The sequence below is a fragment of the Paenibacillus sp. FSL H8-0282 genome, from assembly GCF_037963825.1.
Taxonomy (GTDB): domain Bacteria; phylum Bacillota; class Bacilli; order Paenibacillales; family Paenibacillaceae; genus Paenibacillus_AQ; species Paenibacillus_AQ odorifer.
Genome location: NZ_CP150146.1, coordinates 1,614,467 through 1,628,938, shown reverse-complemented (window position 1 = coordinate 1,628,938; position 14,472 = coordinate 1,614,467). Strand labels below are relative to the sequence as shown.

The 14,472-nt window shown below is 45.5% G+C and carries 10 protein-coding genes; all 10 read right to left on the bottom strand.

Going from position 1 to position 14,472, the window contains the following annotated elements; translation table 11 throughout:
- Positions 1-15: 15 nt before the first annotated feature.
- On the bottom strand, positions 16-906 hold the full coding sequence (locus NST94_RS07090) for a carbohydrate ABC transporter permease (RefSeq protein WP_076185342.1): 891 nt from the start codon (positions 904-906) through the stop codon (positions 16-18).
- Positions 907-965: 59 nt separating this feature from the next.
- A complete protein-coding gene (locus tag NST94_RS07085) occupies positions 966-1,892 on the bottom strand; it encodes an ABC transporter permease subunit (RefSeq protein WP_076185343.1) in 927 nt (308 codons plus the stop codon).
- Between the two features lie 24 nt (positions 1,893-1,916).
- Positions 1,917-3,215, bottom strand: coding sequence for a 6-phospho-beta-glucosidase (locus NST94_RS07080; RefSeq protein ID WP_339281819.1), 1,299 nt, complete (start codon positions 3,213-3,215; stop codon positions 1,917-1,919).
- A gap of 43 nt (positions 3,216-3,258) precedes the next feature.
- Positions 3,259-4,239 (bottom strand): BadF/BadG/BcrA/BcrD ATPase family protein, encoded by a 981-nt coding sequence (locus tag NST94_RS07075; RefSeq protein ID WP_076185345.1) that lies wholly within the window; start codon positions 4,237-4,239, stop codon positions 3,259-3,261.
- A gap of 21 nt (positions 4,240-4,260) precedes the next feature.
- Positions 4,261-5,262, bottom strand: a complete 1,002-nt coding sequence (locus tag NST94_RS07070; protein ID WP_076125296.1) for a LacI family DNA-binding transcriptional regulator — start codon at positions 5,260-5,262, stop codon at positions 4,261-4,263.
- Positions 5,263-5,558: 296 nt separating this feature from the next.
- On the bottom strand, positions 5,559-9,326 hold the full coding sequence (locus tag NST94_RS07065; RefSeq protein WP_339281818.1) for a GH32 C-terminal domain-containing protein: 3,768 nt from the start codon (positions 9,324-9,326) through the stop codon (positions 5,559-5,561).
- A 130-nt stretch (positions 9,327-9,456) separates the two neighbouring features.
- A complete protein-coding gene (locus tag NST94_RS07060) occupies positions 9,457-10,350 on the bottom strand; it encodes an ROK family protein (protein ID WP_076185347.1) in 894 nt (297 codons plus the stop codon).
- A gap of 21 nt (positions 10,351-10,371) precedes the next feature.
- Positions 10,372-11,853 (bottom strand): glycoside hydrolase family 32 protein, encoded by a 1,482-nt coding sequence (locus NST94_RS07055; RefSeq protein WP_339281817.1) that lies wholly within the window; start codon positions 11,851-11,853, stop codon positions 10,372-10,374.
- Positions 11,854-11,910: 57 nt separating this feature from the next.
- A complete protein-coding gene (locus NST94_RS07050; RefSeq protein ID WP_076193509.1) occupies positions 11,911-13,524 on the bottom strand; it encodes an ABC transporter substrate-binding protein in 1,614 nt (537 codons plus the stop codon).
- A gap of 61 nt (positions 13,525-13,585) precedes the next feature.
- Positions 13,586-14,467 (bottom strand): carbohydrate ABC transporter permease, encoded by an 882-nt coding sequence (locus NST94_RS07045; protein ID WP_036675818.1) that lies wholly within the window; start codon positions 14,465-14,467, stop codon positions 13,586-13,588.
- Positions 14,468-14,472 lie beyond the last annotated feature (5 nt).

Genomic DNA, 14,472 nt, shown 5'->3' with positions numbered 1-14,472 from the left:
ATAATATGGAGACTGCTATTCTTTCATCGAACCAATCATTACGCCCTTAACAAAGTACTTTTGGAGAAAAGGATACGTCAGGATAATTGGAATGGTAGCGATCATCATCGTAGCCATAGTCAGTGACTTCGTGGTAATCGTCCGATTCCGGTTCATATGATCCAGCGCGATAGCATTCGATGAGCCAATTTGGGTCATGATGTTGGAGTTCATAATCTGGCGCAGCAGGGTCTGTATAGGGAGCAAGTGATCCTTTGTAATATAGATCGCTCCCGTAAACCAGTCATTCCAATAACCTACTGCGGTGAATAAGGCAATCGTGGCCAGCACCGGGCCGGAGACCGGAATGACGATTCGGAAAAAAATGCCGTAGTTGCTGCTGCCGTCGATTTTGGCAGATTCCTCCAACCCCTCCGGCAGAGCATGGAAGAAGGTGCGGATGACAATCATGTTCCAGACACTGATGATGCCGGGGATAATCAGCACCCAAAAGGTGTCCAGCATACCCAAAGAGCGAACTAGTAAATAACTAGGGATGAGCCCCCCACTGAAGAACATCGTAATCATGAAGAACACCATATATTGTTTTCGAAAAAGCAATGTCTTCTTGGACATTCCGTAGGCTAACAGTGCCGTGAAAAAGACAGACAATGCCGTGCCGCTTAACGTTCTAAGAATGGTGATCAGAAAAGAATTCAGCAGGCGTTGATCCTGAAACACAATATAATAATTTTCCAGGGTAAAAGCTCTCGGTAACAAGGTTACACCGCCGAGCGCCGTATCGCTCCCTAGATTAAAGGAAATAACCAACGCATTCCAAAACGGGTATAGCATGAGTAACGCCAGCAGCGTCAAAAGGGTATAAATACTCCGCTGCATGATTTTGTCGCCAAGGCTTAGTCTCATTGTTCACTCCTCCTAAAAGGTTTATGGAGCATCGGAAGCATTCGCTATGAGTAGTAGTACTACCAGAGACTAACATCTGCCCGGCGAGCGATTTTGTTGGCCGTCACTAGCAGAATGACACTGATCACCGCCTTGAATAGCCCTACAGCTGTCGCATAAGAGAATCTGGCATTTAAAATCCCAACACGGTACACATAGGTGTCGATAACATCGGAGTAGGGTCGCAGAATTGGATTGGTTGCCAGCAGCAAAATGTCCTCGAAGCCCGCACTGAGCAGACTGCCGATGGCAAGAATCATAAAGATAATGATAATGGGGGTAATGCTGGGGAGTGTAATCAAGTGAATTTGCTTAAACCGGCTTGCTCCATCTATAGAAGCGGCCTCATATAGGGTTGGATCAATACCTGCAATCGCGGCCAGGTAGACAATGCTCCCGAATCCGACCTCTTTCCATACATTTACGCTTACTAGAATCGACCAAAAGTATTTGGGTAACGCCAGGAAGTTAACTGGCTCCCCTACCAAATTGAATCGCTCCAGCAAATAGTTCACCGTTCCGTTATCAACGGATAACAGCGAAAATACAAAACCGGATACAATAACCCAGGACAGGAAATAAGGTAAATAGCTGACGGTCTGGATAATCCGTTTAAAGCCCATATTCCCGATTTCATTCAGCATCAGTGCAAGAAGAATCGGGGCAGGAAAAGAGATAATCAATTTAAGCAAGCTAATCACAAGGGTATTTCGCATCACATTCCAGAACTCCGGCGCCTCGAAGAACATTCTGAAATGCATAAATCCAACCCAGGGGCTCTTCATAATGCCGCCAAAAATATCGTATTGCTGGAATGCCATAACCACGCCATACATCGGAATGTAGCTAAAAATGAATACAAAGATAATTCCCGGCCAAACCATGGACTGCAAATCCAATTGACTGATAAATTTCTTCCATCTACGCGGTTTCTCGGCCGTGTTCATCCGCTTTTCCTCCTCTGGACGATTCTAGTGAAACAACGGCAACAACGATTTGTTCTTCTCCAGCATTTCATCCAGCAGTTGTTCAGCTACGGTGACCGAAGGCACGAGCGGATGATGAACCATAGCCTGTAGGGCTATATCCCGGTCTCCGTGCACAGCCGCCTCGATGGTTAGGCACTCGTATTGCTTGACCGCGGCCAGCAAGCCTTTGATGGGCTGAGGAATTATACGCAGCGGAATCGGCAGCGGGCCTTGCTTGGTTACCATACAGTTCACCTCAATAGAGGCATCGTCCGGCAAGAAGTCAATCATTCCGTTATTCCTTACATTCAACGTCTGGATATCGCGGGAATCATTATAAATGGAGCGCATCAGCAGCACTGCCGCCTCCGAGTAGTAGGCTCCGCCGCGCTGTTCCAACTGCTTGGGCTTTTCCTTCAGCTCTACGTTCCGGTACAGTTCAAACAGCTCTTCCTCCACCTTCTTCACTACCTCAGCGCGCGATCCAGTCGTTGCTGCTGCTTCCTTCTGTTCCGCAAGCATCGCGTCCGTCATATAGTAATAGCTCAGGTAATAAGAGGGAATCGCTTTCAAAGCATTCAGAAACCGGTAGTCCCAGGAATCAAACGGCACATTGCTCGCCTTGTAGCTCTGCGGGTAATCAATGAGCTCCTGCAGCTTGCTTTTACCGTCAATCACGATATCGGATACCCAGTGCAGATGGTTGATGCCGACAAACTCCGCGTAGATTTTCTCCATAGGAAGTCCGAAGAACTCGGAGAGCCACTTTTGAAAACCGATCGGCGAGTTGCACAGGCCTACGCTTTTTACCGATGAGTATTTGTGAACAGCTTCAGTCACCATACCGGCCGGATTCGTAAAATTCAGCAACCAGGCAACCGGAGCCAGCTCCTCAATGTCTTTGCAAATATCCAGAATGACCGGGATGGTCCGTAGACCTTTCATCATCCCTCCGGGACCTGTCGTCTCCTGGCCGATGACATTGTATTGAAGCGGAATTAATTCATCCCATTTGCGCGCTTCCAGCATGCCTACCCGGATTTGCGTACATACAAAGTCCGCTCCGGCAATGGCTTCCCTGCGCTCAAGCGTCTGGACCACGGTAATCGGCAGTCCGGACTCAGCAATCATGCGTTTGCTCAGTTCTGCAATCGTATGCAGCTTCTCCCTTCCCTCCTCAATATCCACCAGCCATACTTCGCGAATGGGAAGCTCTTGGTGATGCAGGATGATGCCTTCAATAAGCTCAGGCGTATACGATGATCCCGCTCCGATGACAACCAGCTTCAATGTTTCCTCCATGATAGACCCTTCCTTCATCTTTTTCATTTTGGTCTTATAAAAACTAGCCTATTGTGTTCAGTACTTTCCCCTGTGATAGATTATCTAGAACCTTCTGATCTACACGCATACCGCTGCTTTCCATAGCCAGAACGACCGATCCTACAACCGGCTCCCGGGTCAAAATCCTTAAAGTGCCATTCGGAGCCGACAACTTCACTCTTCTCTCAATGGCCCGCCGGATGATGCCTGAGCGGTCTCCCTTTGTCAGCAGGCTGCCTGCAAGTACGATGTCGAAGAAGTCCTCCTCCATGCCCAAGCGCTGGATGGCCGATGCCGCGGCCAAACCCAGCTCATCCCCTTGCTTGACCAGCAGCTCGGTGGCAACCTGGTCCCCTTCCTCTGCCGCTTGAAACAATAGTTCAGCAATATGGGGAGGCAGGTCTCTGAAATGATCCAGGTAATCCTCTCTTAGCTCCGAAACATTGGAATAGCCCAACAATTCCGTTAAGCGTTCGGTTAGGACCGTCTCCTTCTCTCTTCCCTCATCCGCCCGAAGGACGCTACGGAATACCTCAATACTTAAATCATAGCCACCGCCATAATCCCCGAACCGGTAGCCGAATCCACCACATTGGTATGTAGCACCCAACGGATTTTTACCACTACAGTTCACGCCTGATCCGCAAATCAGCACGATCCCATAGTTCTTCTCTGTACCTGACCGCAAGGCAATCCAGGTGTCGCAGGAAATCTCAGTTTGGGGAAGATCAAAGCTGCTGATGATCGGTCGCAAAATCCGGAAATCAGCCTCTCTGTCCGCTCCCGCTAAGCCGAACCAGGAGTAATCCAGCTGATCCTTGGTCAGCCCTGACGCCATAATTGCTTCCGATATGGCCTGCTGCAAACTGTTCACCGCCTGCTCACGGTTTATTTGATGATTTCCGATCCCACCCTTGCCAACTCCGATGACCTTCCCTTGTTCATCTGCAATCATTGCGTGGGTTTTACTGCCTCCTGCATCAACTCCCAAAAAATACTTCACGGATGATTTCACTCCTAAAATTCAAGGTAATCTAACAGATGCGGTGGATTCACGAATGAGTAGCTGCGGAGCAAGCTTCGTTACAGCGGGCGGCATCACCTCCCCGTTGATCATTTTTAGTAGTAAATCAACACCTATATTGCCCATTTGTGCCTCAGGTTGTCTGACCGTCGTTAACCGCGGGTAAAATTCACCTACGAACTGCTGATCATCAAATCCAACAATTGAGATATCGTGGGGTACTCGAATTCCCTCTTCCCGGAGAGCCTGAACCATTCCAAGAGCAATAAAATCGTCCCCGGAAAAAAAAGCTGTCGGCAGCTTATCTTCGCGGATCCATCTCTTGGCCACCTCATAGCCGCCGCTTACTGTAAAACTGCAGTATTCCGTTCCGAATGGCGTTAACCCGGCATCCTCGAGCGCTTGGACATAACCGCGCTTACGCTCCGCTACACTTAGAAATACCGAAGGGCCGCCAATATAGGCGATTTGAGTGTGCCCAAGATCGAGCAAGTGCTTTGTAGCCTCATACCCGCCTTGATAGTTATCGACCACGACGCTAGGCACATCCTCATGCTGAAACTGGTTATCCAGCAATACAAACGGAATATTTTTTCTTTTCAGTTCCTCTACATATGCCTTTTCTTCAAGTGGGGACAACAGGATAATTCCATCAACGCGATCCTTCTGAAACAGGAAATTATCGCCCTCATCCTCATTCTCGGCGATCGATAGGGCTAAAAAATACCCTTGCGCCGCCAGCTTCCGGTTCACCACGCGAATAACCCGGTCATAGAAAGAGTCGTTAAAGTTGGTAATCGACATCCCGATGACTCCCGTTTTGCCTCTCACAAGACTCCGCGCTGCTGAATTGGGCTGATAATTTAATTCCTCCATAGCTTTCAGTACTTTCTGTCTATTAGCTTCCCGTACAGATGGTAAATTGTTAAGCACCCTGGATACGGTCACTACAGAGAGTCCCGACTTTTTGGCTACATCATGTATATTCATCTTAGCTTCCATACCTCCGTCACCCGAAAGTTTAAACGATTAAACTTTTTAGGTAAATAAAAAAACCTTACCTTTCGTGATATTTCTATGTTCTGATTGAAAATTGCACACTGAATGTCAGCTTTGCCTTTATCAAGAACACCAAAATTCTTTACAAAAGTTTTAAGGTTTTAACTAATTTACATTCTACTTACATTTCCAATATCCGTCAATACATAAAATGCAGCCAAAACAAAAAGCAACTCATCCGCAGACAAGTTGCTTTTTAGACACGCTATTCCCCCTTCATTGCTTCTATCATCCTCAGGTTAATTGGTAATTACCCATTTTTGTCGATCAAGAGTAGGATCAAGCTCGCTAAGGGACAGTGTCGACCCATCCGCTGATACTTCCAACGCTTTCTTATGATGAGCAGAAATAATACTTACGGTACCATCATCATTTTTGTGAAAAATCCAACGCTGATTGTTATATCCGAGATAAGGGTATAACTGGATTTTATTTTGCCCTGTGTCTAGATCAAGCGCCTGACCGGCTGTTGTACGAATAGAATAGGAGCCTGCATCGTCCCCCGTCGGCACGAATACCCACTTCTGATCCGTAAATTCATTCGCAGCCTTCAGTGTAACAGCTTCACCATTTGCGAGATTTGCTGTATAAAGGGATTTCTGTAGTTCTGCATTTACTAGACTGGAAGTGTATAGATCGGCAGGTGTTTCTCCGCTCACGTTAACGTTTTGATATGAAGCATATCCGCCAAATACATGTAGTCCAAAGCGGCCTTCTGCAAATGTGCCGTCCTGCAGGTCGATCACTTTCTGCCCATCCACATAAACCACGATATGCGGGCCCTTCGCTTCGATTTTCACTTTGTAGGTTTGACCCGGCTGAATGAACGTCGGAACTTTTGCTAGAATCTGACGTTCTTCAAAACGGCCGTCGATTTTATAAAACAGACGGATGGACTTCATATTCGGATCCAGATTTAAGTAGTATCCGCTGCGTCCATCTTCGCTGGCACGGAACAACATAGAGCCTGCTCCTCCGGATTTCCCTAACATCATCTCTGCTTCATAAGTAAAATCTCCTGCCTGCTTCTCTGCGATATAATTCGCGTCACTCAAGTAATTTCCACGAATCCCATTTTCACCAATGACCCAGGAGGCTGCAGATAGATCTTTAGTCCACCCACTTAAGTTCGTATGAAATTCACCCCCAGATACCTTAACTAATAAGCTAGCGGATGTCTTCCCATTTGGAGTAGAGACGGTAATGATAGACTCGCCTTCTTTTTTAGCTACAAGGGTTGCCTGGGATTTATCCACCACGTTTAGTTCAACAACATCCTTGTTACTGGAATTCCATTTAAGCGGCTGTGCCCCATTACCGGTACCATTCTCTACCATCGCCAAAAGTATGTCGCTTTGCCCCTTGCTCAGTTCGCGATCACTTGTATCCATCATTATCTTGGTAGCTGAGCCCGTCTCCTGATTCCATACAGAGCCTAACTGATTCACCTTCAGAGATACGACTTTTACGTTGCCTCCTTTGGTGTAAAAACTCAAAGCTCTGCTGGCTGGATCCGGAAAAATGACGTCAGAGAAAACAACTTTACCGTTGTTGCCAAAAACCTCAATAAAAGACTCATCTACAAGGATACGCATCTTAACTCGCTTGTTCTCCGTTTGCATTGCCGCTTCATGTCTTGTACTAAATAGACTCGAAAAATCCGTCAAACCAGATGCAGACCGATCCACGAAAATCCGACCCTCACCAGGTTTATATCCAACAACCGTTTTTTGACTTCCCCCTACACGAACGTTAAAGCCAAATTCACTAACCTGACTACCTGCTGGAATTTCTACTTCAGCTTCAATCTCGTATGCACCAGAGGTAACCCCTTTCAATAGATTCTGAGAAGAAGGACTCACCTCTTTGTTAGCAGTAGAATACAGCTGACTACGCAGCGATTCCAACTCCTTAATCGGACTTTGAGCGAGCTGAATCCCATTTTTTGTCGTTACTAATGAGACTTCTCTTGGGATTGACAGTACGCCTTTCCAATGGCTTGTTGGAAAAGCAAACGGATAGTCCCAGTTTGTCATCCATGCCATCATTACGCTGCGATGATCTGGCATGTTCGAAAAAGACATTGAAGCGTAGAATTCTTTTCCAAAATCTGTTCGCAAAACTTTCCCTGCCGGATTATCATTAACGAATTTACCTTCCGCTGTTAAATGACCCACAAAATATTCAGCATCTGATCCGCCTGTTTTTGAATTCGCTCCTGTACTAATCATCAGAACCCATTTCTTCTGTGATGTTCCGTCTACCGAAAGCTGAAGCAGATCCGGACATTCCCATACACCGCCGCGAACATAGTCCCCGTATCCCCAACTATCTGTCAGGTTCCAATCAAGTAGATTCGTTGAAGCAAAGAAACGAATATGGTCTCCACCGGATACAACCATTACCCACCTGTTATTGTCATTATCACGAATCACTTTCGGATCACGGAAATCCCAGCCTCCCGGCTCCCCTCCATTATCGCCTGGATTTCCGATAACCATTGGACGCGTCTTGGAATATTCCCAAGTACGACCTTGGTCCTTGCTGTATGCAAGACCGATACGCTGATTCCCATTCGGGCCATCGGGATTATAGGAAGTGTAGTAGGCAATTAGACCTTTACCTCCTGAATCCCCGAACAAACCTGATGCATTCGTCAAATCTGCCACAGCTGATCCAGACCAGACATGCCCATGATCATTCCACGGCAGCGCAATCGGAAGCCGCTTCCAGTTCAGCATATCTTTACTGACAGAATGTGCCCAAGTGCCTCCGTCCTGATGGAATAGATGATATTCACCTTCGAAGTAGACAAGTCCGTTCGGATCACTGGCAGAACCACGAATTGGCGTATAGTGGTATTGAGGACGATATTTTTCACTATAATAATTGCTGGCATCCGTCACATAGGTATCCTGGAAGTAAGCTGTTCCCTGTTTAACAACGATTCCTGCATATCCATCGGTATAGGTTTTATCTGTTAGATCGATTGCGGCCGGGGTGTATCCGTCTAGAAAGACCTGAATTCTGTTTCCCTTCGCCTTTATCTCTACATGATGTTTTGCTCCGGCCTGACTTGGATAGGTATGCTGTGAACTTGCAATCGTTGTTCCGTTAGCTTTCGTCAGACTTACACGAACCTGATTTCCTTCCTTTGTCAGGGCTGCTTCATATCCCTTTGTTCCATCAGCCGATGAACGAAAGGCGAGCGCTGCAACAGAATCAGGACGAAGAGATAGATTTCCTTCATATACAAAATCAGCAGCTTGTTTATTATAAATTTGCTGTGACTTCATCTGGTTTACTGCCATTCCTTTTTTGCCGTTGATATTAGGCTGCCATTGTCCTTTATTTGTAACCACAGCACCCAAATTCCCTTTCAGGTCGCTTACGATAATATTTTGGAACAAAACAGAACCATTCCATACATTGAGTCCCAGCTTACCAGTACGATACGCATCATCCTGAACCTCAATCACAGGTTTATATTCATTGTCCCAATATACTTTCAGTGATGAACCCTCTGCTTTCACCTTGAGATGATAGATCTCTCCTGCCTTAACAGTAACCTTCCGCTCCTCTTTTAATTTCCCTTCACCATCACTTGCGTCTCGTAAGCGGATCATACCTGCATTCGGAACAATTTGGAGCATGTAGGAACCCCAGCCATCTTCATTAGAACGGAACAATAAGGTCGCGTCCGCTTGCATATCCTTGATCATGACATCAGCTTCATAGATAAAATCCTCTGACACCGTTTCGGAGATTGCCATTACATTTTCTTGTGGATCGGAAGTCAGTAAAATCCCTTCCACAGTATCCGCCAACTTACCTTTTCCTTTTATTTGCCAACCTGTCAAGTTTGTGTTTGTTTTGGTTACGCTTTCAAAAATAGAAAGCCCCTCCTTAGCTTGTTTACTTACCTCCTGATCAGCGGGCGCAGCCCAACCCATACCGGGATTGGCTACATATATGCCTGCGGAAGTCATAACAAATCCTGTTGCCATGAGAAAGGATAAAACTACTTTTCCCTTATTAACCATCCTCTTCACCCTCTTTTTCTATCATCAATCATTTCTTTTATTGTAAAATAAGAAGGAGGCCAATTCATTGCACTGACCTCCTCTCTATATTCTTTTACAATTGAGCAGAACTCTGACTTTCCAGTGCTGTGAGTCCAAGAGCGAGAGCACCACATAATCCCGCCTGTTGGCCTAGTCCTGGTGGAACGATATACTCATCTATGTGTTCCAAAATAGTACTTGAGCTGACATAACCGTTCAGGTTCTGTAGCACGGCCTGCCGAATAAGTGGAAACAATTGTGACTGCTGCATAACACCACCACCCAGAATGATTTTCTGAGGAGAGTTAAGCAATATAGCACCCGTAATCGACTGCGCAATATAAAATGCTTCCATTTCCCATGCAAGGTGATCTATAGGAAGTTCATGTCCCTTCTTCCCCCACCTTGCTTCAATAGCAGGACCTGCCGCCATCCCTTCTAGGCAGTCCCCATGATAGGGACATCCCCCTGGGAATTCATCTTCAGGATGGCGTCTTGTAAGAACATGACCCCCTTCAGGATGCACAAGACCATGAATAAGTTTGCCTTCTGAATACACTCCCACACCAACACCTGTGCCAACTGTATAGTACAAACAGCTGGATAACCCTTGGGCTGCGCCCCATTTGGCTTCACCAAATGCCGCTGCATTGACGTCCGTGTCCCAGCCAAAGGGAACCAAAAAGTTTCTTTTCAAAGTGCCCAGCATATCGTAATTTCCCCAACCTGGTTTTGGTGTTGTTGTAACGTAACCATACGTCGGGCTATCTGGGCGTATATCGATTGGACCAAACGATCCAATTCCGATAGCTTCTACTGGTTTGTCTTGAAAATATTGAATAACTTTGGGCAACGTCAACTCAGGATGTTCTGTCGGGAAACTGATCTGATCTTCAATGATCCCATTTTCATTCCCGATGCCACATATAAACTTCGTTCCGCCAGCTTCAATCGCTCCTATACGCATATACAAGACTCCTCTCGGTGACTAATTCTTGTCTTGCTCAGCAGAGAGAGTAAGCTCATAGATATCCAGGGAAATCAGCAAGTCATTCTCATTTTCTGCAAACACAGCAATACCTTTAGATTCTAGTCCAGGGAATATAAGATCCGTAATCACTGCCTGGCCTCCATTACTAAACGCCTCAACGGAAGAGCGATCCACATAAATACGGAGATCATTTGACTCATCAAGCGCTGCGAGTTTGGCTGAATGATGTCCTACGAAATGTTCATGGAAATCATGCTGGCCCGAAGCCTTCCTGTCTACATAAAGTTCCTCTGTCTCACCGTTGATACCGATCACTGTTTGTTCATCCGCACCAACTCTTACCTTGAAACCTACAGATTTACCCCGAGCGAACTCAGCTATAATCTCATAAGATTCCAAGTGAATCTCTTTAAGAAGAGTATTGATTTCTTGCACCGTTACATTTTTTATGGAAAGGACTTGTACACGAGCTGATTCCAACTCTTGGACCGGTTTCTGCACAAGAAAGGTTCCCCCTTGTCTTGATTCGAGCTGAAGTTCTCTTGCAATTGTCATCGCGCCACGGAATTCTTCTGCTGGTGTCTTGTTAGCATACATCCAGTTGCTCATCCAGCCGATAAATAGCCTTCTTCCATCTTCCGCCGGTATATCGGACCAGCTTACACCTGCATAGTTATCTCTTCCATAATCAAGCCAGCGGACTTTTATCGAATCTTCATCTGGCGTGAACACTTCTCCATCAAAACCCCCTGTAAAATACTGTGTTCTTGATCCTTCCACAAAAGCGGGATCCGCACCGATGCTCACTAGCATCACCCATTTCGTGTTCGAAGGATCGCCATCAATGGCCAGCGGGAACAAGTCCGGGCATTCCCATACCCCGTCATGAGAACCGATTCCTTCTCCGAATTCACTGGCAAATGTCCAGTTCATCAGATCAGGAGAATGATATAGACACACCGTTTGACCACAAGCTACAATCATCACCCATTGATTAGTATCTTTATTCCAAAATACTTTCGGGTCACGGAAATCAATGAATGTATCATGTTCAAGCACCGGGTTTCCATCATATTTCGTCCAGGTTCTTCCGTTATCCTTACTATAAGCCAAGCTTTGACGCTGAATGGCTGGCTTGCCTTCCGGCATATCCAAATGGTGTGTAAAAATCGCTACTAGACCTGGTTTATCTTCAAAAAATCCAGTCGTATTATTCCAGTCAACTACGGCACTGCCGGAAAAAATCATACCTAACTCATCTGGAGCAAGAGCGATAGGCAGCTCCTCCCATGTAACCAGATCCTTGCTGACCGCATGGCCCCAGTGCATAGCGCCCATAGTCATTCCACCTGGATGGTGCTGGAAGAACAAATGATATTCACCCTCAAAATAAACCATTCCGTTTGGATCATTCATCCACTTTTCCTTAGGGGAAAAATGATACACTCCGCGGTAATTTTGTTTCGCAATCGTAGACATTATTGTTTTCTCCTTTACTCCCGAACACGGCATTTACCGCATATTATTTATAGTTTATTATTTGCTTGCTCTGTCATAACCGCCTTGTTTAATTTCAAGCCATTCTTGCAGGCCCAGACGGTCCAATTCTTTCAAATATTCATCCCACTGCGCTTCGACTTTACCATTTTGGTACCATTCAGTACGCATTCTAAGCACGTAGGCAAACAGATCCGTCTCAATTGTCGTAAGGCGATCAAGCTCTTGAATAGAATGGAATACACTCGGCATTACGTTTTCTGCTTTCATTTTAGGCGCCATGATGTTCTTGATAATATCCATTCTGCCTTTGGCATCATCCGGCATGGTTGTGTATTTGCCATAATAGGAATCAAGGATAGCTAAGGGCCCACCGACACTTGTTTTCTCACGTAGTTCTACAGGAGCTGCACCCTCCAGCGGCAAATGCTTCAGCATTTCTTTTTCTTTATCAAATTCGAAAATATTTTGCTGTTTATCGTCTCCATACGTTCCCCAGTTGTTCTGTACAGATTGAATCGGATCGTAGAGTTGATCAACCCATTTTGCTGTCGTTTCTAAGTTCTTATTGGCGCTAGTGACAACCATCTTACCTCTGCCCAAACCAAGCGCGTTCGTTCTTGTTACGTTAACTTCACCATCTGGTCCAGCAAGTGGAGGCATAACCTCGTAAATGTCATTTGCTCCAGTGATGTTAGCTTTATCCCATGAGAAGTAAAGTCCGTATCTCTGATCCTTCCCTTTTGCAAGGTAAGTACTCCAGTCCTGTGTATAGGCTTCAATATCAATGAGTCCTTCTTTATACAGCTCGTTAATAAAAGAAACGGCTTCTTTGTAATCATCTTGTGCCGCCGTAAATATTACCTTCCCATCATTGCTTACAACCGCGTGGTCGGGGTTCTCCCCCAATCCGAATGAAGCAAATAGGAAAACCAGATCTTCTGCTCCAGGCTTGTTAATAAAGGACAAAGGAATTTCGTCAGCCTTACCATTGCCATTTGGATCTTTTGTTTTGAAGGCAATTAATACTTCTTTTAATTCTTCTGTTGTTGTAGGCATATCAAGGCCCAGCTTCTCAAGCCATTCCACATTGATCCAAGGCATACTGTCTACCGCCTGGATTCTTTCTTTGCCATTGCCCAGCTCTTCGATCCACGGAAAGGCATAAATATTACCGTCTGGTGCCGTAATCATACTCTTGTATTCCGGTGCTTCTTCCAGCACCTTTTTGAAGTTGGGCATATTGTTCTCGATAAGCTCATTCAGCGGAATAATGGCACCATCTTTAGCAAGCTTGAGCAGCTCATAGTCGCTATAGTCCGCATTAAAAATTGCATCAGGAAGATCGCCGCTTGCCACAGCCAAGTTTCTTTTTTCAACAAATACGTCTTTCGTGAAATTCTTCCAATTAATATGAACATTCGTCTTTTCTTCAAGACGCTTATTAATCAGTTTTTCATTTGGATCAACGGGTGCAAGTGGAGAGCTTTGCGTAATAAAGTTCAAAGTTACTTTACCGCTGGCGTCCTGTTCTTTACTAGCTGCACTTCCCCCTCCTCCTCCGCCACCACATGCAGTAAGGAACATAAACGAAGCAAGTACAGATGCAGAAGCTACTTTCGTTGATACTCTTGATTTCTTAATTCTTTTCATAGGGTATGACCTCCAAATTAGATATGAATGAATTAATCTTTATCTATGTGCAGCCTGTTTCCTACTTAAGGGAACCGACCATAACACCTTTTTCAAAGTACTTCTGGAAGAACGGATACATAACAATAAGTGGCAAACTGGAAACAACAATGGCAGCGTACTTGATGATTTCAGACAATCGTTTCATTTCCGCCATGGCGAGTTGATCGCTGATCATGCCCGGATCTACCTGATTCTGGATCAAGATGGACCGCAACACGAGCTGCAGTGGATGAAGATTCGGATTATCTAAATAGATCATGGCGTCAAAGTAGGAATTCCACTGGCCCACAAAAGCATAAAGAGCGAGCACGAAAACAATCGGTTTGGAGAGCGGTAATACGACACTGAAGAAAATCCGCATCTCCGAAGCTCCGTCGACATTAGCGGCTTCCTTCATTTCATTCGGTACTCCTTTGAAGAAAGTTCTAGAGAGAATGATGTTCCATACATTGACTGCTCCTGGAATGATCACCGCCCATACTGTATCAAGCAGACCAAGATTCTTAACGAGCAGGTATGTAGGTATAAGCCCACCCCCAAAGAACATGGTGATAATAAACAAGGTCATGAAGAATCCTTTTCCTTTGAGCCTGTCATCAGACAGTGCGTACCCTGCACAGATTGAGACGAGAACGGTAAGCATAGCAAATGAAACAGAGTATAAAACAGAGTTTCCAAAACCTCGGATCATGGCCGGATTAGAAAGAATTTTTATATACCCTTCTAATGACCAGTCCGAAAGGTTGAATGATAATCCTTTACTGAGCAGAACTGATGGATCCATAAAAGATGCAATCACTACATAAATCAAAGGAAGTACAATGATAAGTACGGCCAGTGTCAGGAAGATCGCGTTCAGCACGACGATAAAGCGATCTAATCCGGAATGTTTAATGGGCATAGCTT